This window comes from Subtercola sp. Z020, assembly GCF_002931235.1.
GTDB lineage: Bacteria > Actinomycetota > Actinomycetes > Actinomycetales > Microbacteriaceae > Subtercola.
In genome coordinates this window covers 13513-36265 of the sequence record NZ_PSTT01000003.1, presented here as the reverse complement: position 1 = coordinate 36265, position 22753 = coordinate 13513, and the positions used below count along the sequence as shown (strand labels likewise).

General features: G+C 68.5%; 27 protein-coding genes. 16 read left to right on the top strand and 11 right to left on the bottom strand.

The genetic code is table 11. The annotated features are described in order from the left end of the window. The first annotated feature begins 128 nt into the window (after positions 1-128). From C5B96_RS00270 to C5B96_RS00260, 3 genes are all read left to right on the top strand, one after another. Positions 129-1289 carry a helix-turn-helix domain-containing protein gene (locus C5B96_RS00270; RefSeq protein ID WP_146078044.1) on the top strand — a complete coding sequence of 387 codons (1161 nt, stop codon included), beginning with the start codon at positions 129-131 and terminating at the stop codon, positions 1287-1289. 120 nt (positions 1290-1409) lie between these two features. Then, a complete protein-coding gene (locus tag C5B96_RS00265; RefSeq protein ID WP_104241783.1) occupies positions 1410-1859 on the top strand; it encodes an alpha/beta fold hydrolase in 450 nt (149 codons plus the stop codon). After that, the gene (locus C5B96_RS00260; protein WP_104241781.1) at positions 1856-2704 is read left to right on the top strand and encodes an aquaporin; all 849 of its coding nucleotides are present in this window, start codon (positions 1856-1858) and stop codon (positions 2702-2704) included. The genes C5B96_RS00265 and C5B96_RS00260 overlap by 4 nt, the downstream gene beginning before the upstream one ends. A 92-nt stretch (positions 2705-2796) precedes the next feature. Here C5B96_RS00260 and C5B96_RS00255 read toward each other — a convergent pair whose 3' ends face one another. Together C5B96_RS00255 and C5B96_RS00250 are read right to left on the bottom strand one after the other, a co-directional pair. Next, on the bottom strand, positions 2797-3222 hold the full coding sequence (locus C5B96_RS00255; RefSeq protein ID WP_146078043.1) for a VOC family protein: 426 nt from the start codon (positions 3220-3222) through the stop codon (positions 2797-2799). Beyond that, positions 3215-4798: an MFS transporter gene (locus tag C5B96_RS00250; protein ID WP_104241777.1), complete on the bottom strand. Its 1584-nt coding sequence runs from the start codon at positions 4796-4798 to the stop codon at positions 3215-3217. The genes C5B96_RS00255 and C5B96_RS00250 overlap by 8 nt, the downstream gene beginning before the upstream one ends. 145 nt (positions 4799-4943) lie before the next feature. Between C5B96_RS00250 and C5B96_RS00245 the strand changes: the two genes are divergently transcribed. Together C5B96_RS00245 and C5B96_RS00240 are read left to right on the top strand one after the other, a co-directional pair. Further along, the gene (locus C5B96_RS00245; protein ID WP_104241776.1) at positions 4944-5651 is read left to right on the top strand and encodes a YafY family protein; all 708 of its coding nucleotides are present in this window, start codon (positions 4944-4946) and stop codon (positions 5649-5651) included. A gap of 76 nt (positions 5652-5727) precedes the next feature. Next, positions 5728-6108 (top strand): VOC family protein, encoded by a 381-nt coding sequence (locus C5B96_RS00240; protein WP_104241774.1) that lies wholly within the window; start codon positions 5728-5730, stop codon positions 6106-6108. Between the two features lie 43 nt (positions 6109-6151). On the opposite strand, the gene C5B96_RS00235 is transcribed toward C5B96_RS00240, so the two are convergent. Then, positions 6152-6910: an SDR family NAD(P)-dependent oxidoreductase gene (locus tag C5B96_RS00235; RefSeq protein WP_104241772.1), complete on the bottom strand. Its 759-nt coding sequence runs from the start codon at positions 6908-6910 to the stop codon at positions 6152-6154. A 101-nt stretch (positions 6911-7011) separates the two neighbouring features. Here C5B96_RS00235 and C5B96_RS00230 point away from each other — a divergent pair, with 101 nt between their 5' ends. Continuing rightward, entirely contained in the window at positions 7012-7605 is a 594-nt protein-coding gene (locus tag C5B96_RS00230; RefSeq protein ID WP_104241770.1) for a TetR family transcriptional regulator, read from the top strand. A 3-nt stretch (positions 7606-7608) separates the two neighbouring features. On the opposite strand, the gene C5B96_RS00225 is transcribed toward C5B96_RS00230, so the two are convergent. Further along, on the bottom strand, positions 7609-9864 hold the full coding sequence (locus C5B96_RS00225) for a lamin tail domain-containing protein (protein ID WP_104241768.1): 2256 nt from the start codon (positions 9862-9864) through the stop codon (positions 7609-7611). A 164-nt stretch (positions 9865-10028) separates the two neighbouring features. Here C5B96_RS00225 and C5B96_RS00220 point away from each other — a divergent pair, with 164 nt between their 5' ends. After that, the gene (locus tag C5B96_RS00220) at positions 10029-10799 is read left to right on the top strand and encodes a hypothetical protein (protein WP_104241766.1); all 771 of its coding nucleotides are present in this window, start codon (positions 10029-10031) and stop codon (positions 10797-10799) included. 159 nt (positions 10800-10958) lie between these two features. Continuing rightward, positions 10959-11930 carry a hypothetical protein gene (locus C5B96_RS00215; RefSeq protein WP_104241764.1) on the top strand — a complete coding sequence of 324 codons (972 nt, stop codon included), beginning with the start codon at positions 10959-10961 and terminating at the stop codon, positions 11928-11930. Positions 11931-11990: 60 nt separating this feature from the next. Here C5B96_RS00215 and C5B96_RS00210 read toward each other — a convergent pair whose 3' ends face one another. The 3 genes from C5B96_RS00210 to C5B96_RS00200 form a co-directional block, all read right to left on the bottom strand. Continuing rightward, positions 11991-12767 (bottom strand): LppX_LprAFG lipoprotein, encoded by a 777-nt coding sequence (locus C5B96_RS00210; RefSeq protein WP_158507087.1) that lies wholly within the window; start codon positions 12765-12767, stop codon positions 11991-11993. Between the two features lie 88 nt (positions 12768-12855). After that, a complete protein-coding gene (locus tag C5B96_RS00205) occupies positions 12856-14073 on the bottom strand; it encodes a hypothetical protein (protein ID WP_104241760.1) in 1218 nt (405 codons plus the stop codon). Between the two features lie 70 nt (positions 14074-14143). After that, complete coding sequence (locus C5B96_RS00200; protein WP_104241758.1) at positions 14144-14671, bottom strand: MarR family winged helix-turn-helix transcriptional regulator; 528 nt, start codon at positions 14669-14671, stop codon at positions 14144-14146. Positions 14672-14716: 45 nt separating this feature from the next. On the opposite strand from C5B96_RS00200, the gene C5B96_RS00195 reads away from it, so the two are divergent. From C5B96_RS00195 to C5B96_RS00180, 4 genes are all read left to right on the top strand, one after another. After that, positions 14717-15595 carry an EamA family transporter gene (locus tag C5B96_RS00195; RefSeq protein WP_104241756.1) on the top strand — a complete coding sequence of 293 codons (879 nt, stop codon included), beginning with the start codon at positions 14717-14719 and terminating at the stop codon, positions 15593-15595. A gap of 41 nt (positions 15596-15636) precedes the next feature. After that, entirely contained in the window at positions 15637-15957 is a 321-nt protein-coding gene (locus C5B96_RS00190) for a hypothetical protein (RefSeq protein WP_104241754.1), read from the top strand. Positions 15958-16087: 130 nt separating this feature from the next. Then, positions 16088-16327, top strand: coding sequence for a hypothetical protein (locus tag C5B96_RS00185; protein WP_104241752.1), 240 nt, complete (start codon positions 16088-16090; stop codon positions 16325-16327). Between the two features lie 24 nt (positions 16328-16351). Next, positions 16352-16942: a cupin domain-containing protein gene (locus C5B96_RS00180; protein WP_104241750.1), complete on the top strand. Its 591-nt coding sequence runs from the start codon at positions 16352-16354 to the stop codon at positions 16940-16942. A 23-nt stretch (positions 16943-16965) separates the two neighbouring features. On the opposite strand, the gene C5B96_RS00175 is transcribed toward C5B96_RS00180, so the two are convergent. Continuing rightward, the gene (locus C5B96_RS00175) at positions 16966-17556 is read right to left on the bottom strand and encodes a TetR/AcrR family transcriptional regulator (RefSeq protein WP_233188896.1); all 591 of its coding nucleotides are present in this window, start codon (positions 17554-17556) and stop codon (positions 16966-16968) included. Between the two features lie 123 nt (positions 17557-17679). Here C5B96_RS00175 and C5B96_RS00170 point away from each other — a divergent pair, with 123 nt between their 5' ends. Together C5B96_RS00170 and C5B96_RS00165 are read left to right on the top strand one after the other, a co-directional pair. Beyond that, the gene (locus tag C5B96_RS00170) at positions 17680-18750 is read left to right on the top strand and encodes a zinc-binding alcohol dehydrogenase family protein (RefSeq protein WP_233188895.1); all 1071 of its coding nucleotides are present in this window, start codon (positions 17680-17682) and stop codon (positions 18748-18750) included. After that, positions 18747-19394, top strand: coding sequence for an NAD(P)-dependent oxidoreductase (locus tag C5B96_RS00165; RefSeq protein WP_104241746.1), 648 nt, complete (start codon positions 18747-18749; stop codon positions 19392-19394). Before C5B96_RS00170 ends, C5B96_RS00165 begins: the two co-directional genes overlap by 4 nt. Before the next feature lie 21 nt (positions 19395-19415). On the opposite strand, the gene C5B96_RS00160 is transcribed toward C5B96_RS00165, so the two are convergent. Continuing rightward, entirely contained in the window at positions 19416-20135 is a 720-nt protein-coding gene (locus C5B96_RS00160) for an SDR family oxidoreductase (RefSeq protein ID WP_104241744.1), read from the bottom strand. A gap of 85 nt (positions 20136-20220) precedes the next feature. Between C5B96_RS00160 and C5B96_RS00155 the strand changes: the two genes are divergently transcribed. After that, positions 20221-20784 carry a TetR/AcrR family transcriptional regulator gene (locus C5B96_RS00155; protein WP_104241742.1) on the top strand — a complete coding sequence of 188 codons (564 nt, stop codon included), beginning with the start codon at positions 20221-20223 and terminating at the stop codon, positions 20782-20784. A gap of 44 nt (positions 20785-20828) precedes the next feature. Here the strand turns inward: C5B96_RS00155 and C5B96_RS00150 are convergent, their stop codons facing one another. Together C5B96_RS00150 and C5B96_RS00145 are read right to left on the bottom strand one after the other, a co-directional pair. Beyond that, positions 20829-21551 (bottom strand): endonuclease/exonuclease/phosphatase family protein, encoded by a 723-nt coding sequence (locus C5B96_RS00150; RefSeq protein WP_104241740.1) that lies wholly within the window; start codon positions 21549-21551, stop codon positions 20829-20831. Between the two features lie 89 nt (positions 21552-21640). Then, positions 21641-21919, bottom strand: a complete 279-nt coding sequence (locus C5B96_RS00145; RefSeq protein ID WP_104241738.1) for a GlsB/YeaQ/YmgE family stress response membrane protein — start codon at positions 21917-21919, stop codon at positions 21641-21643. Between the two features lie 142 nt (positions 21920-22061). Here C5B96_RS00145 and C5B96_RS00140 point away from each other — a divergent pair, with 142 nt between their 5' ends. Further along, entirely contained in the window at positions 22062-22739 is a 678-nt protein-coding gene (locus tag C5B96_RS00140; protein WP_104241736.1) for a response regulator transcription factor, read from the top strand. The last annotated feature ends 14 nt before the right edge of the window (positions 22740-22753 follow it).

The following is a 22753-nucleotide window of genomic DNA, read 5'->3' as shown; positions in this document are numbered from 1 at the left end:
TGCGGAACCGGTTGCGCACTTTGTCGAACATCACGGTCTCGTCGTCACCCGAGCGCTGAGCGCTGCAGTGGGTGGGTGTGAAAGGGCTACGCGCCCACCGCATCCCTGCACCTAACGTGAGCCTCATCATGAACGTTCAGGACATCGTCGATGAGCTCGCCACGGTTCTCGGTCGATCAGTCGTCATCAACGACCTGCGCTACCGGCCGATTGCGGCGAGCGCTCAGGGCGAGGTGATCGACGCCCTTCGGGCAGCGAGTCTCCTGCAGCGAAAGACTCCCCCTGAAGCCCGTGCATTGGTCGAACGGCTGCAGATCGCCCAGGCACGGCAGCCAGTGCACGTCGACATGAGTGAACTGAATGCGCTCGATCGGCTGGCGATCCCCATCCGAGACGAAGGCGGCCCTCTCGCGATCATGTGGCTCATCACGGGCGGGCTACCACCTCTGACACCCGCTCATTTCAGCGCCATCGACGCAGCGGTTCTCCTCACGAAGGAGGAACTGTCCCGCCAGTCCCCCGGTGCAGGAGGATCAGCGCGGATCGCGGTGATGGGCCGACTGCTCGCCACCGACGCTGCCGTCTCCCGACGGGCGTTCAGCGACGCCGTCTCGAACCTCTGGCTGGAACGAGGCGACGGCACTCTCGTGATCGCCGTCAGGGTCGATCCGGACGTCGGTGCCATCCAGAGGGTGGCCTTCGGACGGTATTTGGATGCCCGCCGCACCAAGGGGATCTTCTATCTCGGGGAACGCGGCACCACCCAGCTCTTCGTCGTGCGCGCACCCGACACGGGGCCTGTGCTCGACGACATCCGAGCGGAGGCCCGGGACCACTCTGTCCCGATCTGCGCCATCGGCACCGCGCGGCAACAGCGCCATTCCGACGATCTGCACACCGCCGTCGAGCAGGCCGTGACCGCCGCCGAGACGGCGCTCCTCCTCCCCGATCTCGACGGGGTCGCCGACATCAGCGAGCTCGGAACCTGGTTGATGCTGTCGTCGGTGTTGGCGGACACGACGCAGATCGCCCTGTTCTCGCCGGCGGCGTACGCGCTCTGCGTCGACGGCGATACGACGCAGAGGTCGACGGTCGAGACCTACCTCGACGTGCGCTCCCAGGTGAAGGAAGCCTGCGACCTTCTGCACATCCACCGAACCACCCTCTACTACCGGCTCGAGAACATGCCGCCTGTCGTGAAGGCCGCTCTCGATGACGGGATAGCGCGGAGCACTCTGCACCTCTGTCTGAAACTGATGCGCCTCTGGCAGACGAAGGGCCGGCTCTGACCCCAGTGGCCCGGCCTTCGACAATGGTTGTACGAGGTATGGACGCATGGTCGTAGGCAACGTCGTCGCCGCGCCCGTACGGTCGGGGAACTGATCGCCCTGAACCGTGGAGGAGAACGCATGCCCTACATCACGACCCGCGACGGCACGGAGCTCTACTACACCGACCAGGGCGACGGTCAGCCCGTTCTTCTCAGCCACGGCTGGCCGTTGTGCTCGGATGCCTGGTCCCGCGAGCTCACGCTGATAGCCGACGCCGGCTTCCGGGCTGTCGCGTACGACCGCCGGGGGCACGGTCGATCGTCGAATACCTCCGACGACAACACCGTGGACACCTACGCCGCCGATCTGAACGAACTGGTTCTGACCCTCGATCTGAACGACCTCATCCTGATCGGGCATTCTGTCGGCGGCGCCGAGGTGGTGCGCTATTCCGCCCGCTACGGCAGGGAACGGGTCGCGAAGATCTTCACCATCGGGAGTTCTGCTCCCCAGCTGGTGAAAACGGAGGATTCGCAGGGAACCATGCAGGAGTTCTGGCGCGAAGCGCAGAGTGTGAGTGGCGCATGACGAATCCGCAGCAACATCCGTTCCCCGCACAGTCGCGACGTTCGTCGCGATCCGCCGCCGAATTCGCCGGCACGTTCCTGCTTGTCTTCGGGCTGATAGGTGCGGCCCTGCTGACCTCACCAGACGACAACGGGCGTGCCCCGCAACCCGGAACCGGCCTGCTCGGCGTCGCACTCGCCCTCGGCCTCGCCGTCACCGCGGGCGGGTTCGCGTTCGGCCCCGTCTCGGGCGGCCACTTCAACCCAGCGGTCACACTCGGAACAGCCATCGCTCGTCGACTCCCCTGGCGACTCGTGCCCCTCTACGTTCTCTCCCAGGCCCTCGGCGGCCTCGCGGGGGCAGCCGCCGTCTTCGGCCTGGTCTCCGGCGCCCCCGGCGACACCGTCGGCAAGGCGGTCGCTGCCGGCTTCGCCTCGAACGGATTCGACGGCCAATCGCCCGGACTCTACGGTCTGCTCCCGGTCGCCGCCGTCGAGACGGTCGCCACCGCCATCCTCGTTCTCGTCGTGCTCGCAACCACACACCCCACCAAAGGCACGCCCGTGGCGCCGCTGGTCATCGGGCTCACTCTCACGGTCATGTTGTTCGTCGCGCTGCCCATCGACAACGCATCGCTGAACCCTGCCCGCTCGCTCGCAACGGCTGCCTTCGGCGGGCCGCACTGGCTCGCGCAGCTGTGGGTCTTCATCGTCTTCCCTCTGCTGGGCGCGGCGATAGCCGCCCTGCTCTATCCGCGACTGTTCGCCCCTCACGATGACGCGCCCGCGCCAGCGGCCCCAGTCAGCCGGAGAACGTCGCCCGGGTCACGATCGCAGAAGTCTGTCGCACCGTCTCCCGACGAATGATGCAGGCTTCGACGGACCGTGTCTCGTTTCCCGAGAACGGAAGGCAAGTGGCTGATCGGTCGCCGCACGGTCCACGCCCCGGGCAGCAACCACTAGGCACCCTTCGGCGCCTCCCTCACGGAGAAGAGGTTGCCGAACGGGTCCCGCAGTTGGCAGAGCCGCTCGCCGGTGAACACGGTCTTCGGGCCGCGGTGGGCGACCGCACCGTTCGCCGTCCACTCCTCGACGAACCTGTCGACATCGGGGACGGTCCAGTACGGGCTCGTTCCGGCGGGCCCCGGCGTGTTGAAGTCGTCTGAGCGGTGTAGAGTGAGTCTCGTGCCGTTCAGATCGAACGCGACGAGAGCGCCTCCCCGCTGCACGGGCTGCCTCTGCAGCCTGGCCGTGTACCACTCGACGGCAGCATCCAGGTCGTCGATGAAGTAGAAGACGTTCCCGACGCCGGTGAACTCTGCCCCGGCCACGCCCGGGCTCTCGTGGGCGTCACGCGGGGGAACCGCAGACGTGGCGTCAGACAAAGTAGTGCTCCTCGGTCGGTTGGCCTGAAACGTGGGTGAGAGCCGCCGCCCGCATCTCGCGATCGCGGCCCGTCAGCCGCTGCGTCTGCTGCCGGCGGTACTCCCCCCACGACGCGACCATGAACGATTCCATGAGGAGGTTCTGGTCGTCGCCGCTCCGGAAGAGACCCCACCGGTACCCGCCGGTGCGCCGGCGCGACCCCTCGACGAGTCTCATCGCAGTGCGAAAGTCGGAGACGGATTCCGCCGGCACGGTATACGAGATCTGGATGAGCACGGGGCCGTCGGTCGGATCCGGATCGAACACCAGGGCAGGCGTGGCCCAGGTCGCCGTGACCGTTCGGTCCACCGTGCCCGTGCCGGCCAGGAGCGGCAGCAGACGCACACTCGACGCCACCACGAGCAGCAGCACGGCAGCTGCCGCCAGCGCAGCGGATGCTCCGAACGGCTGCGCCACGAGGCCCCAGCCCAGCGAACCGACGGCCATGGTTCCCATGAACACCAGGATGTAGACGGATGCTCCGCGCGAGCGCACCCACTGCGGAAGGGTGAGTTGCAGGGCTGCGTTCAGCACGGTGAGAGTGCCGATCCACGCCAACCCGGCCAGCACCAGCAGCACCAGCGTGGGGACGAACGGGAGGAAGGCGGCGGCCACCGTGCCGACGGCGAAGAGCACCGCACTGATGGCGATCACCACGTTGTCGGAGAGCCGCCGGCGGGCCACCGGCAGCAGGAAGATGCCCACGACCGCACCCACGCCGAGCGCGCCGAGGAGGAGCCCGTACCCGCTGGAGCTCAGCGAGAGCCGGCTGGCCGTGACCGGCAGAAGCGCCCACAGCGCACTCGCGGGCAGGGCGAAGAGGGCCGAGCGGAGCAGTATCCGGCGAATGAGATGGGCGGATGCCACGTACCGCACCCCCGCGCGGAGGGCCGGCGCGAAAGCCTCCCGGTCTGCGAGCCCGGGCTGCGGTGGCCGTTTCCACCACCACAGTGCGATCACGGCGCCGACGAAACTGAGGGCGTTGATGCCGAAGACGACGGGGGCTCCGGCCAGCGACAGAATCACCCCGGCGAGCGCAGGCCCCACGGCCCGGGCCCCGTTGACCGTCACCCCACCGAGGGCGGAGGAGGCGCCGATGAGGGCGCGGGGCACGAGTTCGGGTTGGATCGCCTGCCAGGCCGGTGAGGTCAGTGTCGACGTCGCGCCGAGGAAGAAGGTGAACGCGAGGATCGTCCACGGCGTGAGCGCGTTCAGTGCGGCGATCACGGTGAGCGCCCCGGCGATGACGGCGCTGACGGCGGAGCCCCAGATGAGCAGTTTGCGGCGATCGAGGGAATCGGCCAGCACGCCTGCGGGCAACGAGAACAGCATCGCCGGTGCAAGGCTCGCCGTCTGCACGAGAGCGATGACCGTCGCGCCGGCGGCGGCATCGACGAGATACCACTGCGCCCCGACGGTCTGCATCCAGGTGCCGATGTTGCTGCCGAGCTGGGCGAACCACAGCACGCGGAAGGCCGAGATGGCCATCGGCGCCCACGCTGACGCCGACGACGTCGGCGAGACGGTGGTTGCCATCGGACTCCTCCCGGGCTTGAAGCAGCTGACCCTCACCGTATGCGCAGCCGGAGACAGCGAAACAGACCCCGCCAGGGACAGGCACGCCGATCTCGTCGACACCGCCCGGGGCCGAGGCCACGCCTCGCAGAGCTAGTGTCGAGGGGTGACTCGAACCGACCGGCTCTACGCACTCGTCGAGGAGCTGCGCGCCGTGTCGCCTCGGCCGAGGAGTGCCCGGTGGCTCGCCGAGCGGTTCGGCGTCAGTTCGCGAACCATCGAACGCGACCTGTCGGCGCTGCAGCAGAATGGGGTGCCGATCTGGGCGGAACCGGGCCGCACCGGCGGCTACTGCCTCAACGCGGCGCACACACTCGCGCCTCTCGGCTTCACGGTCGATGAAGCCCTCGCCGTGACGGTCGCTCTCGGCACGCTCACGACGAGCCCATTCGGCGCCTCCGCGACATCCGCCCTGCGAAAGATCGTGGCGGTCTTGGATGCTCGGAGCCTCACGCAGACAGCAGAGCTCGCCACCCGCATCCACCTTCTCGAAGACGACGGATCGGGCGGCGCGACCGACAACCTGGCCGCCGCCCTGCGAACGGGCCGGGTTCTGCGCCTCTCGTACCTCGATCGCGAGGGAGCGGCGACCGTGCGGGATGTCGAGCCGATGGGGTTCGTCGGCAAGGGTGGCACCTGGTACCTGATCGGGTGGTGCCGGCTTCGAGATGGTCTGCGGGCGTTCCGCGGCGACCGCATCGCCCAAGCGGAACCGCTCGCAGAGCGCTCACCCCGTCGACCGCTCGAAGCCTCTGATCTCGGCATCGTCGAGGGGCGGATGCGCGCGGTCGGGCTGGGTGAGAACCCGCGGTAAACACCGACACGACGGTGTCGCCGGGTGGGTGCACCATGGAGTCGTCTGGCCGCGCGGCCAGACGGAAGGGAAGACCATGAACCTCGCATCGATCCGCATCATCACGAACGACGTAGACCGGCTCACCCGCTTCTACGAGCGGGTGCTGGTAATCACGGCCACGCGGCCTGCGCCGGTGTTCGCCGAACTGCGAACGGCCGCGGGCGAAGTGGCGGTCGCGGTCGCGAGCACCGAGACCGTCGCGATGCTCGGCGACTCCGCGCCGCGTCCGGCCAGCAACGATTCGATCATCATCGAGTTCGTCGTGACCGACGTCGACGCAGAATTCGCACGCCTGCAGAATGTGCTCGACGACATCGTGCTGCCGCCGACGACCATGCCGTGGGGAAACCGGTCGACACTCTTTCGCGACCCCGACGGCAACCTCGTCAACCTCTTCTCCCGTCCGGCCCCGTGACCGCTCATCGCCTTCGTGGCGATCGGCAGCGAGGTGAACGGGGTCACCAGGGTGCGCGGGTGCCATCCCAGGACCAGAGTGCTCCCGTGGGCCCGTCGTCGGGGAGGAGCGCGAGGCGAACGACGCCTGTGGCCGCCTCTGTCGGGTCTCCCCCGACGGTCATACCGGCGACGAGGTTGGTGCGGCGAAGGCCCGGGGCGAGGGCGTTGACCTTGAAGGCGCTGCCGAGCGCCTGAGCGGTGAGCAGGGTGACGGCGTTGACGGCGGTCTTCGAGCTGCGGTAGGCGAGTCCGCCGCCCTGTACGCGTTCCCAGTCGAACTGCGGGTTGGGGCCACTGTTCCAGGCCAGAGAGCCGGTGCCGCTCGACACGTTGACGATGCGGGGGTGGGTCGAGCGTCGCAGCGCAGGGAGGAAGCCCTGTGTCACGCCGATGAGGCCGAAGACGTTGGTCTCATAGGCGGCGCGCAGTTGCTCGAGCGATGTGGCGGTGATGTCTTCGCCGCCGGGGTTCACGCCCGCGTTGTTCACAAGAATGTCGAGCCGGCCGACTGTCGCTGCCGCCGCTGCCACGGATGACGGGTCGGTGACGTCGAGCTGCACGGCATGCGCGGCCGGGCCGAGGTCGCTGGCGGCACGCTCGCCGTTGGCGAGATCGCGCGAACCGATCCACACGGTCACCCCGTGTTCGAGCAGTTGCCGAGCGACGGCGAACCCGATGCCGCTGTTGGCCCCCGTGACCAAGGCAACCGTGCCGGGCTCGGGCGAGCGGGATTCTGCAGCGAGACGATCCGTCTGTTCCATGTGGATTCCACCTTTTCTCCAACTCCAACGATGTAGTTGGTAGCTGGTACCTTACTCCCCACGAAGCTGATTCCAACCGCAGCGTTGGTAACCTGTCTTGCATGGCATGGGATACCGAAGGAACGCGCCGCAGACTCCGCGAGGCGGCGCTGGCGGAGTTCGCCGCCCGGGGCCTCGACGGAACGACCGTGGGATCCATCGCCGAGCGCGCCGGAGTGAACAAGGAGCGGCTGTACAGCTACTTCGGCGACAAGAGAGCTCTCTGGGAGCTGGTGCTGGCCACCGAATTGGAGCGCCTCGCGTCTGCCGTGGCGCTCACCGGGGTGAGCCTGTCAGACATCGGCGAGTTCGCCGGTGCGACCTATGACTACCACGCCGCCCATCCCGAGCTCGGCCGCCTCCTGCAATGGGAGGGGCTGCAGGGCGGCCCGCCCGTTGACGCTCTAGGGCGCACAGCGCACTACCGCGAGAAGGTCTCCCGTTTCGCCGCCGCCCAGCTGGAGGGCCGCCTCGACGCCGACCTCGACCCGGCGCATCTCGTGTTCGCACTGATCGCCCTCGCCGCGTGGTGGCAGACCGTGCCCCAGCTCGCCGAGATGGTCACCGGTGCCGCACCAGACGACCTGCGGGAACGCGACCGGCGACGCCGGTTCGTCGTCGATGCGGCTCGGCGGCTGGCCTCGCCGACAGCCTGACGCTCAGGCTCGGCGGCGAGAGCGGCGGAGCAGCGCGGTGGCGGCGCCGAGCAGCATCAGCGCGGCTCCGAACGCGAGCCAGGGCAGCGGCGCCGTACCGGTCGAGGCGAGGCCGGCCGGTGACGAGCCGGTGCCAGCGGGGGCCGATCCGTTGCCCGCCGGGGCGGAACCGGCGCCCGGCGGGGTCGACCCGCCACCCGCCGGGGTCGAGGGGCCGGGCGTGGGCGTGGGGGTCGGCGTCGGCGTACCGGGCTGCGGGTCGACCGGCGGCACCGGTCCCTGCGCGCCGAGCGCGAGGTCGCACGAGAGGGTGCCCGACCAGAGCGAGTGACCGCCGTTGTTGCCGTCGTCGGAGCGGATGACCTCCCTGACACCGTCGACGCAGGTCGAACTCGGCGCGACGGCGAAGCCCTCGTTGTTGTTGTCGGGCAGACCGGTCGGCCGGTCGTAGATGCGGTCGACCACGATCGCGCCGTCGGCACTGATCTTCAGCAGGGTCGCCGAACCGGCCGAGGAATTGTCGGCCACGGCCCAGATGCGCTGCAGGTCGGCATCCCACTGCGTCTCCTGCACCATCGGCAGGCCGGTGTCGACCGAACCGACCCGGTGGAAGGTGCCGTCGGCGTTCAGGGCGTACGCGTAGAGGTGGCCGTTCTTCTCCAGCGCGGCGAAGTAGAGGCCCGTGCCGTGATCGGGGTAGTCGGTGGGATCGTAGGCCGAGCCAGTGCTCTGGTCGACGAAGGCATTCGCGGTGAGGTACGCGTCGGGAACCCACGTGATGCCCTCGAAGCCCAGGTTGGCGTCGGCGCTCCCCTCGGTGCTGATCACGTCGGAGAGGTCAGCCGTGAGCACCCACTGCGCGGTGGGGTGCAGGGTCGTTCCGGCTTCGCTCGGGTCGAAGCGCAGCACGCTGTCGAGCGGGATGCCGCTGGCCGCGTTGTCGCGCTCGGTGGTGACGTAGAGCGAACCGTCGGGGCCGACGGTCACACCCTCCGAGTCGGGCTGGCCGCCGCCATCCGGGAACACGAGCACCTTCCCGGCAGCCCAGTCGTTCGCGGTGTCGGGAACCCAGAGACCGGCATCCGTCTTGACGAGCCGGTAGAGGTGGCTCTTGTTCTTCACGGCCCACATCACCCTCGGTGCGCTCGGGTCGATGTCGAGGCCCGAGACATCCTGACCCGAGAGAGGCGTCACGAACTCGCACTCCTCGTCGGAGACGGTCGCGGTCTGGCTGCCGGGCCACGCCAGGCCGCCGGCGATCGCCGGGCCGCTGCCCGAGGGCAGCTCGGTCTGGCAGTCGACCGGGTCGACGGGCGTGCTCGGCGGGATGATCTGGCCGGCGCAGGCGGCGGCGTTCGACGCGCCCCAGCTGGCTTCGGCGGTGTGCACCCAGGTTCCGGTGGCGTCGGCGCAGCGCGACCACGATCCGGGTTGCGCGTCGTTGTCGCCCCAGCTGGCGGTGTCGACGATGGTGGAACCGTCGGCGAGGTAGAGCTTGACCGAGTCTCCGCCCGAGCTCAGCCCCTGGTTCGAGAGCAGCTCGAGGTAGCCGTGGGCGGGCACGACGGTGCCGTTCGGCGCATCGATCGGAGCCGGGTTGCTGCTGCTGTCGGTCTGCTGCCAGCCGGCCACGTCGACATCCACATCGCCCGTGTTCGCGAGCTCAAAGGCGTCGTGGTGGGGGTCGTCGTTCGCCGAGGTGATCTCGTTCAGCGTGATCGACTTCCACGCGTCGCCCGGGTCGGTGGGGTCGGTCGGGTCGGTGGGGTCGGTGGGGTCGGAGCTCGGCTCGGGGTTGAGCTCGCCCTTCGAGGGCGCGGCCTGCTGCACGAAGTCGCCGGTACCGTTCGGCTCGCGGCCGAAGGTGTCGAGGTGCGCGTCGCCCCACTCGTAGGAGTCGAGCAGCGTCGCTCCGTCTGCGGCGTACAGGCTCAGCAGGTCGTTCTTCTTCAGCTTGAAGTCGCCGCCCTCGGCCACGTACACGGCGCCCGCACCGATGACCGTGTCGCTCGGCAGGGTCATCGTGACCTCGTTCGCGCGACCGGTGAGCTTGTAGCCCGAGACGTCGAGCGACTCGGCGCCGATGTTGATCAGCTCGACCCAGTCGGGGCTGCCGTCGGTCTCGATCTCGTTGATGCGCAGCGAGGCGGGTGCCGGATCAGCGGCGGCAGTGGCAGCAGCCGGAACGGCGAACAGACCGACGAGCACGAGAGCGGATGCGGCGGCGAGAGCGAGCGGGCGTGGAGCGGACTTCATCATAGGGTTCAGCCTGCCCTCGTCAGGCGAACAGCAGATGACGGGGTCACTGCCGCGCGGTGAACTCGGGGAAGACCTAAGACCTGTCGCGCAGAAGACCCGCCTCGCGGATGCTCCGCGAGGCCTCCGTAGACTCGTCGGCAGGACGTCTGGGAGGGGGAGAGTCGGTGGAGGCGAACGATGAGGAGATCGAGGCCCTCCGCAGGAGGGCGTACGGCCCAGCTCCCGACCTGCACGACGATCCCGTCGCCTGGCGCCGACTTCGAGACCTCGAGGGGGCGAAGAAGCTCGCCCAGGCGCCGCCCCAGCCCGAAGCGACACCGCTCGCGGTAGCCGAGCATCCCGCACCGCCCACCGCGGCCGACACCGACCCGCGAACCGACCCGGTCGAGCAGGCCCCTAGCCGGCCGCTGAGGCTCTACCGGGCCACGCGCCGGGCTCGTCGGTCGAGCGTGCTCATCGGTGTCGGCGCGACACTCGTCGCGACGAGCGTGCTGGCGGCGGTCATCCTCGTTCCACGGGTGCAGGTCGATCCGTTCCAGGCCGGCGCCAGACAGGTGGCGCGGCTGTCTCTCGACAGCGACTTCACGACCCCCGCCTTCTTCGCCGGGACCGACGACGTGTTCGGTTTCGAGCAGTTCCACGGGCTGCGGGCGGTCGTGAGCAGAACGGGGTTCTTCGCGATGAGCAGCGACGAGAACGACGACTGCCTCAGCATCTACAGCGAAGCGAACATGGTGGCCGCCACCTCGGATTCGTTCTCCGGCCAGGCGGTCGGCGGGTGCGCCGCGGGAGGGTTCCCGGCGATCGTGCAGTTCAGGCCCGATGCCGAAGGCTCCCCCGACGAGCTGCGGTCGGCCTTCCCGGCTCCCGCAGCACTGCAGTTCGTCTACGACCGCACCAACCGGGAGGTCGTCGTCTTCGTCGCGGCCGGCTGACCGCTCCGCGACCGCGCGGCGCGCGGCATCCACTCCCCTTCCCCGAAGCCGATGAACTGCGCGACGCCGATGAACTGCGAGACGCCAGTGACCTGTGCGGAGCGGGTGAACGGTGCGCCGAAATGTACGCTGGTCAGGTGATACTCTCGAGGGCAGAACATGCTCGATGATGTTCTGGCCGCTATCTACCGAGGGCGCCCCGCGACCGTCGACGAGATGGGCACGCTGACGCATCTCAGCGTGCTAGAGACGCGCGCCACGGTGCACGACCTTCGCGCGCGAGGGATGCTCGGCGGTGAGGGCGACGATCTCACCTACGTGAACCCGTCGGTCTGGGTGGCCGGGTTCATCTCGCAGCGTTCGGCCGAGCTCAGACGCGACTCGCTCCGGGCGCTGAGCCAGATGGATGAGACCGTCGACGATCTCCCCGAAATGCTGCGACACTGGTCTGTCGGCGAGGCCACGACCGAGACCCTCCCGATGGTCAGGCGTCACGGGCGCTACGCCAGCGAAGATGTCTGGTACGAGATGGCACGCCAGGGCACGGGCACCCTGAACGGAGTACTGCCCGACGTCGACAGGTTCTCGCTCAGTGAACCCGACCGCGCCGAGCGGTTCGGCCGAGCCCTGGCCGCAAAAGACGCCGTGCGCGTCATCATCCCGACCGGCGCGGCCGACGACGCGCTCGTTCAGGCCCGGATGGATTACTACCGCCGATCCGGCGTGCAGTTTCGCCTGCTGGACTCCCCCGCGAGCTGGTTCTGGGTCGATGGCGACTTTCTCGGCGTGCCCTTCGCGTGGGGTGAGGGCCTGCCCACGGGGGCGCTCGGAGTGCAGAGCGCGGCTCTCGGGGCGATGGCCCTGTCGTACTTCGAATCGCTCTGGCAGCGGGCAGACCCGGCCGAGGACGTCGACACGGTCTGGAGCCCCCTGCTGACACTCATGCGGCAGGGCGTGACCCTCGACACCGCCTCCCGGCGCCTCGGCATCAACCCGCGAACGGGGCGCCGGCGCGTCGCAGCCGCGATGGAGCACTACGGCGTCTCGACGCTGTTCGCCCTCGGTGTCGCCTGGAGCGCCGACCCGCAGGCTCCCGCGCGCCGCGCGGAGGCCGGGAGAGCGGAGAACTAGGCAGGGCCGACGAGTGCCGGCTCTGAGGCGCGGTCAGGTGGCCGATGCAGCCGGTGGCGGCTAGAGACCGGCCATCTGGGTTATCTGGCCCGGGTCGGGTGCCTGCACGGAGACGGGCTCACCCCATTTGCTGTAGTCGAGTTCTTCAGACGTGCCGGCGAGAGTGAAGGTCTCTTTTCGAATGAGGTTGTCGGGGCCGATCCAGTACGTGTAGTCGATCTGGGGCGGCAGGGTCGACGTCGCGGTGGTCGGCAGACCGAGCGCCGAGAGAAGTCCGGAGGTCATGAGCGACACGGTGTACGGAGTGGCCTCGACTCCGTCGAGGGTGACGGGTGCCCCGGCAACCGTGACCGAACTGATCGCTGACTTCACGAGGTTGAAGGCCTTTCCCGGGTCGGCGCTGTCGGCGATGCTCGCAAAGCTCTTCGAGATGGCGTTCGAACCGTTCGCCGGATCGATGGCGACGTACTTGTTCTGCGTCTGCGCCCCGAGGTCGATGTAGATCTTGCCTCCGACGAACCTCATGTCGACGTTCGACATCGTCGGCAGGTTCATCGTCATGGCCATCACCGTGCCCGACGTGGCGTCTCCGTACGAGACGTCGCCGTCGGCCGTGATCGTGTTTCCCGAGGCCGTGATGGTCATGTCGACGTGGGCGGATCGGGCCGCCCCGACAGCGTCGCCGACCACCGAAGGGAACGATGCGGTGGTGAGCACGCTCGTCTGCTGAGACGCGGATGCCGTGGCGATCGCACCCTGGCCGGAACTCGAACATCCCGCCAGCGTCGCGACGGCGACAGCCGACAGGGTCACGGCTGCAAGAAGACGAGGTTTCATTGTGCCAACGTATCGGCACGGCATCCCGCCTTTCGCGGCGAAATGGTGAGCGTGTTGACAGACTGCGTGCCGGCAGAGTCGCGACGGGTCAGTAGGAGGTCGCGGTGATGCTGATTCCGCGCGGTCCGCCGCTGATGGCGAGGAGTTTCAGCGGGCCTCCGGTGCGCAGTTCGAGGGGGCCCGCACGATCCTTGCCGGTGTAGCCCTGACTGTTCCAGGATGCGACGATGCTGTTGCAGGCCGGGTCTGCGGTGTCGGCGATGTCGAAGATCGGAATGGTGACGCTGCCCTGCACCTGGGTTCCCGATCCCGCACCACAGGCCGACGACTCGATGACCGGCGTGCCGTGGATGCCGGCGAGGTCGCCGGCTTCGTCGAGGATCGCACGAACGAGATCCTCATTCCTCGCACAGACTGACGCCCGGATCGCGGGGTCGAGTTCCGGCCCGGGTACGGGCGCCAGGTCATCCGGTTCCGGGGCTCCGTGGGGCAGCCCGAGATAGCCGTCGATGGGCGACCCGGTCTCGTCTGCCTGCGAGAAGACCGTGTACGCCGCTCGTGGCGCGCCCGCGGCAGGAGCAGCGTCGGCGTCGGCAGAAAAGGCCGAGAGTAGCCGCGCGACCACATTCTTCGCGGCGGACTCGGTCGCGCTGACGGCGATGGTGGGGCGCCAGTCGCCTCCCGAGCCACGGGGGCGGAGGGGATCGTACGAGAAGGACGCCACACCGGGTTGACCGGCGATGGCCGCGAGCCCGGTCAGAGTGCCTTCATCCGGCGCCGTCTCGTCGACGACGATGGTGCTGAGAACCAGGTCGCCACCCACGGGATCCGAGGTGTTCAGGGTTACGGACTCGAGGGCACCGGTTCCGAATGCGGGCAGCGCCCGGAGGGAACGCGCGGTGCTGGCCCACTCGCCCGGTGAAGCGATCGTGACACTCGGCGGTGCGGTGAGCGACATGTCGACAGAATGCGCCCCGGGCACCGCCCTCAGCAGAAGGCCAGCCTCGACGAGAGCCGGTGTCGTGGTGCTGGCGTCTCGGTCGTCGAGGTCGAACGTCGTGTCGGCGTACCCATCGCCGGTGAGGGTGAGAACCGCCGTGGTGATCGCGACGTGATCAGCCGCGTCAAGCTCCCTCTGCAGAGTCTTCGCAGCGGTGCGGACTGTGTCGGCGCCGACGCCGGGCTCCGCCGTCACTGCGGCGGAGATGCGCCATGAGGTGCGGCTGTCATCCGATCCCCCGTCACCGTATCCGGCCGGGCGCACACTGACGGTGACGCCGGCGACTCCGTCAGTGTCGTCGAGCACGGCCTGAACGGTGGATGCCTCGTCGGTGACGGTCTGCGGCGGAGTCGGGTCGTCGAAGAGGGCGACCGGTCTAGGAGGTCGCCGCGGGGGCGGGTGTCGCGGAGGGGACGGGGGAGGGCGCCGCCCCCCGAAGCAGGCGGTCGAGCAGGGCGTTGAGCTGCGTTCGCTCTGTCGCATCCAGTGCCGCGAGGAAGTTCTCCTCAGCGGCGATGTGCGAGGGCAGGGCGCGGTTCGCGAGCTTCTTGCCCTGGGCCGTCAGCGTGACGATGCGGCCGCGACCGTCGACAGGGTTCGGTTCACGGCTCACCAGCCCGGCCTCGACCAGGCGATTGAGGCGCTGGGCGACGGCGGCGGTGCTCACCATGCTCGACGCGGCCAGCTCGGTCGGCGACAGCGCGTGCGGCACCCCGGCGCGCAGCAGCGTGAAGAGCACGTCGAATGACCCCCCGTCGAGGTTCCATTTCGCGTAGTCGGCAGCGAGCTGGGCGTCGAGGGCGACGGCGACGCGGGACAGCCGGCCGACGGTGGCCATCGGCGAGACATCCACATCGGGTCGCTCGCGATTCCAGGCCGAGAGGATGTCATCGATCGCGATCATGGGGCCAGCCTAGACGATGACTAAGCGCTTAGATAAGATGCCTAAGTGCTTAACCATCTGATCGTCCCGCGCACCGCGCTCGCCCCTGCCCTCTGGGGAACGACCTATCTCGTCACCTCGACGCTGCTTCCGGCCGACTCTCCGCTTCTGGCCGGAGTGCTGCGGGCGCTGCCGGCGGGGATGCTTCTGCTGCTCGTCACCCGCACGCTGCCGCACGGTTCGTGGTGGTGGCGATCGCTGGTGCTCGGCGCGCTGAACATCGGCGTGTTCTTCCCCCTTCTCTTCGTCGCGGCGTACCACCTTCCGGGCGGGGTCGCCGCGACCCTGGGTGCCGTACAGCCGCTCATCGTGCAGACCATCGCGGTGCGCCTCGTCGGCGAACGCCTCCGCCCCAGCGCGCTGATCGCGGGGGTCGTCGGGCTCGGAGGAGTCGCCCTGCTCGTTCTGCAGGCGCGTGCCGCGCTCGACCCCGTGGGAATCGCGGCGGCGCTCGGCGGAACGTGCTCGATGGCCTTCGGGATCGTGCTCAGCAAGCGCTGGGCGACGACCATCCCTCCGCTCGTGTCGACGGCCTGGCAACTCGTGTGGGGCGGGCTGCTGATCGTGCCCGTTCTCCTCCTCGTGGAGGGGCTGCCCGAACAGCTCACCTTGACCAACATCGCGGGGTTCGCGTACCTCGGCATCATCGGCGGCGCGATCGCCTACGCCCTCTGGTTCGCTGGCCTTCGTCGCCTCCCCACGGTCACGACTGCCTTTCTCGGCTTTCTCAGCCCCCTCGTCGCGACTCTGCTCGGCTGGCTGGTGCTCGCCCAGCAGTTCACTGTCGGCCAGGCGATCGGGGCGGCCCTGGTGCTCGGCGCCCTCGTTTCTGTCACCGTGCGCCGCCGGCGGCCCGAAGAAACGGCTCGGCCGTGGGGTGGGTAAGCACCCAACGCAGACCGCCCGCATCTGAGATGATTCCTTCCATGGGAAAGCTCTTCTACGGTTCGAACGGAACCTCAGCCACCTTCGACGATCGGTGCCTGGCGCACGTGCGAACGGTCATCGTCTCGAAACTCCGCCGCGATGAGAAGTTCATGTTCAGCTGGGAGCACGAGTCGGGCCGTGGGGAGGCCCGTTGCAGCGTGTGGTTGCATCCGGCCATCGAGATCCAGTTCGCGTTCGACAGCGCCGAGCGCATCCCGCTCAACCGGGCCTGGATCGAGGCGATGATGGATACGGCCAACAGCGGCGACGGGCTGCGTGTCGTACCCGAGCCCGTGCCGGTGGCGGCAGCTCGCCGCTGACGAATCGACGCGCCCCGCCTGGCCGTCGACACACCGAAGCCTCGGCGTCAACCCGGTGTCGCCACCCTCGTACTCCGCCGTAGGGTCAGGGTCACCCAACCATTGGAGAGTCGTGCCCTGCCGCCTGTCAGTGAACGTCCGTGAGTTCGTGCTCACCGACGAGCACGCCACCACCGTCTCCGACCAGATTCTCGATGCCACCCGCGCCGGCGGGGGGTACGTACATCTCCGGCCCATCAGCGCTCCCGAGGCCGACGTTCTCATCACGCCGGGCACGACCGTGACCTTCGAGCGGTTGAGCTCGGTGCGGCCGCAGATCACTGCGTCGGAGGAATCCTGGCTGATCGACGGCTGGCCTGACGAGTTCTAGCCCCGTGGCGGAGAGAATCGACAGATGACCGAACCCGTCGTGAGAGTCTCCCTCCTGCAGCAACCGCTCCCCGTGAGGGCCATCGGAGGCGTGCAGGTGCGGCGCATCACGCTGGCACCGGATGTCGCGGGCGGGCCGCACCATCACAATGGGGCTGTGTTTGGAGCCATCGAGGCCGGTTCTGTTCACTTCCAGGTCGACGGCGCACCCTCGACGGTTCTTCGCGCGGGCGACGTCTTCTACGAACCCGCGCATGTTCTGATCGACCGGTTCGACGCGACGTCGGAGGGCGTGACGTTCCTCGGCTATTTCCTGGTCGGTCCCGGCGAAGCCCCCGAACTGACTCCCGGACCGCCGGTCGTCGACGGCGGGGAGGCGTACGGACTCCCCCGGTTCGCCGGCGAGGAGGCGCTGACCGGCTGGACGGATCATTCGGACATCGCGCTCCGAACCGTACGCGTCTTCACCCGCGGCAGTGTCACCGCCACCGTCATCGCGCATCCCGGCGTCTGGGATCTCATCGTGAGCGATGGTCGCGGCTCGATTCGCTACTTCGCACTCGACCCGGCGGAGATCGCGCCGACGCTCGGCGGGCTCGATTCGCCGCTGCCCTGATTCTCCTGGTTTTCCGAGCGGGTTCAGCCGAGGGGCTCGGCAGCGCTCGGGCGGAGGGAGAGCGAGAGGTCGCCAAGGCGGTGCATCACCGCGTCGATGACAGCCGTCATCGGTGGGGCGTCGGGGTCGGCGGCCCATTCGTCGAGGGAGACCTGGAAGACGAGGATGCCGAGTTCGGCGACGACGGTGGCGGTGAGCGGGGGCTCGCCGCGCTCGATGAAGGCGGCGCGGACGGCGCGCACCATGTCGTCGCGTTTGCGAGCATCCCGGTCTCGCAGGGAGTCGTTCGCATGGATCAGGGTGCGGATCTCTGCTGTCTGCTCATGGTGCCCCTCGAACTGCTCCTGCGCGACGCGGTGCAGAACGAGGCGGATGACCTCCATGTGGGCGAGCTCGGCGGGGGCGGCGGCGATCATGCGGGCCGCCCGCTCCGGGATCTCGTCGCCTCCGAAGATCACTTCGCGCTTGTCGGCGAAATGACGGAAGAACGTGCGGGTCGTGAGCCCTGCGCGTGCCGTGATCTGCGGAACGGTCGTGGCCGCGTAGCCCTGCTCGGAGAACAGGTCGAGGGCCGCTCCCTGGAGTCGGCCGCGTGCATCCGGAGCCCATCGCATCTGCCCAGTGTATGCCATGACACGACGTGACATCAGATAGGATGACACGAAATGTCATGACGATGAGGAGTCGACAATGGGATCACCCACCAGCACCAGCCGAACGAAGACACCGGTGCGATCGTGAGCGGTACGAACGAGGCGCTCTGGCTTCTCGACAGCGGTGGGCGGTTCGAGGTGCGGAGCTCGGTGCGGCCGACACCAGCGACCGGCGAGGTCGTCATCGGCGTGCGGGCCGTGGCGGTCAACCCCGTCGACGCGATTACGGGCCCGCTTCGTCGACTGGTGACACCGTGGGTGCGATTCCCGACGGTGCTCGGTTCCGATGTCGCCGGCGTGGTCTCGGCGGTCGGTCCCGGGGTGACGCGGTTCGCGGTGGGCGACCGGGTCGTCGGGTTCGCCGCCGGTCAGGAGCGACTGCGGAACAGCCCGGAGGAAGGCGGCTTCCAGCGGTATGTGACGGTGCTCGAACGCGTGTGCGCAGAACTGCCCGACGCCGTGACGTTCGAGCAGGCCGCCGTTCTCCCACTCGGCGTGTCGACCGCAGCGGCAGGCCTCTACGAGAAGGACCAGCTCGCGCTGCCCCTCCCCACCTCGTCGCCTGTGGCGCGCCGGGAGGTCGTCATCGTCTGGGGCGGCTCGACGAGCGTCGGCAGCAACGCCGTGCAACTCGCCCGAGCGAGCGGTTTCAGTGTGATCGCCACGGCCGGCCGCCGCAATCACGACTACGTGCGTTCCCTCGGGGCGGAGGCGGTCTTCGACTACGCCGACCGCGACGTCGACCAGCAGATCGTCGAGGCTCTGGCGGGCCGCCACCTCGCCGGCACGCTGGCCATCGGAAGCGGCGCACTCGGCCACGCCCTCCGCATCGTGCGCCGAACCATCGGCTCGAAGCGCATCGCGTCGGCGTACCCCGACCCGCTCACCCGGATCCGGTCCGTCATGGCCCGCACCCGCGGCATCCGGATCAGCAGCATCTGGGGCGGAACCCCCGTGCAGACGGAGGTCGGGCCGGCCATCTTCCGGGACTACCTGCCGGCAGCCCTCGCCGGCGGTGGGTTCCGGCCGGCACCCGAACCGCGCGTCACAGGCGCCGGGCTGCAGCACATTCCCGACGCTCTCGCGACCCTTCGTGCAGGCGTCTCCGCAGCCAAGATCGTCGTCACCATCCCCGCAGAGAGCCGAGACCAGTGAACGCCCAGAAGACCTACCTCGTGTTCGGTGCGACCGGCCAGACCGGAAAGCACTTCACCGCGCGCGCCCTGAGCGACGGGCACCGGGTGCGGGTTCTCGCCCGCAACCCGGGGAAGCTCGACGGAACGACCCCGAACCTCGAGATCCACCAGGGCTCGATCACCGACTCGCCCGACCTCGACCGGCTGCTCGACGGTGCCGATTTCGTCGTCTCGCTCCTCGGCGACGCGGCGCAGCAGAAGACGCAGAAGATCAACACGGCGTTCGTGCAGAAGCTCGTGCCGGCGATGCGACGCAGCGGGGTGTCGCGATTCCTCTACCAGGCGGGCGGGCTGAGCGCCCCACCGAACCGGCGACTGTCACCGACCCTCTGGGCGATCAGGAACACCATCGCCCGCAGCTACATCGGCCAACACGAAGACAACGAGGCCGTGATGCGGTACCTCTCCGACGAGGCCAGGGACATCGAATGGATGGTGCACCGCGCCGGGATCGGCTCCGACGGCCCGTCGAAGGGTGAGCTCCAGCGTTCGAGCCGGGCCGTGAGCATCGCACCCTTCCGGGACTGCGCGGCCTACGACTACCGCCTCCTCTCCGACGCCTCCGCCATCCACACCTGCGATCTCAGTGCCTATCGCAGGTAGCGGCCGAGACGCCGGGCCCGGTCAGCTCGCCGACAGGGCGGAGAACAGCTGCGCATAGCGTTCGGTGGGGCCGAGCGGCAGCCCGGACTTCACCAGACGCGCCCAGTCGTCTGCCAGCACCTCATCGAGGCCTGACTCGATGGCATCCAGACCGGCGACAGCCAGTGCGGTCGGCGAGAGCTTCGGCGCCTGCATCCCTGCGGCCATGTCGGTGTCGACGAGGCCCATGTGCACGCCGACGACGTGGGTGCCCTGGTCGGCGAGTTCGAGGCGCGTGCTGTCGGTGAGCTGCCAGGCCGCTGCCTTCGACGCTGCGTAGGCACCGGCGCCCGGCATGGTGAACCAGGAGAGAGCCGAGACGACGTTCAGGATGGCGCCACCGCCGTTGGCCTTCAGGATGGGGGCGAAGGCCTGCGTCATGAGCAGGGGGCCGAAGAAGTTCGTCTCCATCTCCCGCCTGATGTCGGCAACGTCGCCCGAGACGAGCGATGTGCCCGTCGAGATGCCCGCGTTGTTGATCAGAACCTGCACGTCGCCGGCCTTCTCGGCGACGGCTCGCACCTGTGCGGGGTCGGTGATGTCGAGCGAGATCGGCTCGACGCCGGCCACATCGAGCTCGATCGGGGTACGCGAGGCCGCATAGATCTTTGCAGCCCCCCGCGCCTGGAGCTGTGCGACGAATTCTCTGCCGATGCCGCGATTGGCTCCGGTCACCAGCACGACGGCGTTCTTCAACTGCATGGGATTCTCTTTCTGTAGCGTTCACTATGGATTGCAGTCTGAAACGTATCACATTCCGTAGCGAGCGCTACGGTATGCTGGGAGCATGGCTGGCAGACCCCGGAGTTTCGATCGTGATGAGGCGCTGGCCGCCGCCGTCGAGCTCTTCTGGCGCGTCGGCTACGACGAGACGAGCATCTCGATGCTCACCTCGGCGATGGGTGTGACGCCGCCGAGCCTCTACGCGGCGTTCGGCGACAAGAGCACGCTGTTCGACGAGGCGTCGACGCTGTACTTCGACCGGATCTGCGAGGGCGTCGACTCCGCCGCCGCCCGTCCCACCGCGCGCGAGGCCATCACCGTGATGCTGAGCGAGACCGCCCGGGCCCACACCGACACGGGCACCCCGCTCGGCTGCCTCATGCTGACCGAACCGCGCCTCGCGGCCCAGCGGGAGGCCGTGAACGCCCGGCTGACGCGCCGCATCGAGCAGGGGGTCTCTGACGGAGACCTGCCGCCGACCATTCGACCGCACGAGCTGGCGTCGTTCCTGATGGCTGTGATGCGGGGCATGTCCGGATGCGCGCGCGACGGCGGCTCCCCGTCAGACGTCGCGGCGATCGCCCGCCTCGCCCTGGCCGCCATACCCGATCCGCCGGCCGCGACGTAGCAGCAGGCATCCCCCGGTTCCGCTTTCGTGCTACTGCTGCTGGCTCATCCGGAGTACTCGAAGGTGAAGAGCACGGGGCGATGGTCGGAAGCCCCGCGGGCGAGCACATCGGCGCGGCTGACGTCGAGCCCGGAGATGGTCGCGAGATCGAACTTGCCGCGCACCAGGCTGCGGTTCTTGTGAAACGTACTGGTGGCCGTGCGCGCGACCGTGAAACCGCGGCGCTTCAGGTGGCGACGGAGCATGCTGAGCAGAACGGGATGGTTGTAGTCGCCGGCCATCACCGTGGGCAGGCCCGGCCCGAGTCTGCGAAGCGCCTCGTGCGCGTCGTCGACCTGCAGGCGCCGGAACGCGTTGGAATCGGTGAACGGCGTGCCGTGGAACGACCCGAGCACGAGGCGCCGCCCGGTCTGCCTGTCGTTGACCCGTGCGGTCACCAGTCGGTGTTCGGTGCCGCCGACGAGTCGATCGTGCCGCGAGAGGGAGAGCCTGACCTTGCCCGACGCCTCGACCACGAAGCGCTCCGAGCGCACGTAGAGCGCCACAGCCAGACGGTTGCCGGTCGTACCGGAGGCCAGCACCAGGTCACCGAGCCGGTTCGGCAGGCTCGAGGAGTAGGCCTCCTGAACGCAGAGCACGTCGGGCGAGTGCGTCGTGATGAGCGACTCCAGTTCGCGCTGGGCACGACCGTGCCACAAGTTGTAGCTGAGCACCTTCAGCACAGCGAACCCCTGCCCATCCCGGTCTTCGTGACCCGTGTCGACCATCCCGCACGCGTCGGGCTCCTCCGAGCGTACGATATGGCGACGGTCACGGTGACAGGGCTGGCGTCAGAGCCGTTCGCTCTGGATGCCGATCAGCGGTTGACCGAGCGGCGACCGGTAACGCTGGTGTAGATGACGAGCACGATGATCGCACCGATGATCGAGCCGATGATGCCTGCAGGCTGAAAGAAGCCGTCCATCGGGTCGTGCTGGAAGAGCAGGAATCCGAGGAATCCGCCGACGAACGATCCGACGATGCCGAGCACGATGGTCATGACGATCGAGATGTTCTGCTTGCCGGGAACGATGAGCCGGGCGAGTGCGCCGGCGATCAGGCCGACGACGATGAGGCTGATGATGAGACCGAGCATGGGTGCATCCTTTGTTCTGGTCACGCGAGGCGTGCCTGCCGCCCCGGAGTGGGCGACTGGTGTCAGCTAAGCAGCCCCAGAGGTGTCGCGGGACACCCCTAGGGGTGGTATCTGGTTCGGTGCGGTGGTGTACTTTCGACACATGACCGTGAACGCGAAGACAGGCAGCGCACCGCTTCGCATCGCGCTCGTCGACGATTACGACGTCGTGCTCGCCGGCCTCGCGCACATGTTCGATCGCTACCGCGACCGCGTGCTGGTCTGCGAGATCGACGCTCAGACCCAGCTCAGCGACGAGGTGGACATCGTTCTCTACGACTCCTTCGCGCAGCCGGAATCCGACCAGCAGGAGCTCGCCGAACTCGTTCGCAACCCCCGGGCCAGCAAGGTGGTCGTCTACACCTGGAACTTCCAGCCCGAGCTGGTGCAGAGCGCCCAGCAGCAGGGCATCCACGGCTACCTGTCGAAGACGCTGCCCGCGCGCGAACTGGTGGCTGCCCTCGAGTCGGTGCACGCCGGCGAGACCATCATCAGCTCGGCGCCGAAACGGGCCGGCAGCGCGCTCGGGCTCGACTGGCCGGGCCGCCACGAAGGGTTCACCGACCGCGAGTCGGAGATTCTGGCGCTCATCACCCAGGGCAAGAACAACGCCGACGTCGCGACCCTCACCTATCTGAGCCCGAACACGGTGAAGTCGTACATCCGCAGCATCTACCGCAAGATCGACGTCGAGAGTCGCACGCAGGCTGTGCTCTGGGGCGTGGCGCACGGCTTCACGCCCGACCACCACCGCATCGACCACTGGCTCGGCGGGCCCTGACCCCCGCCAGGTGC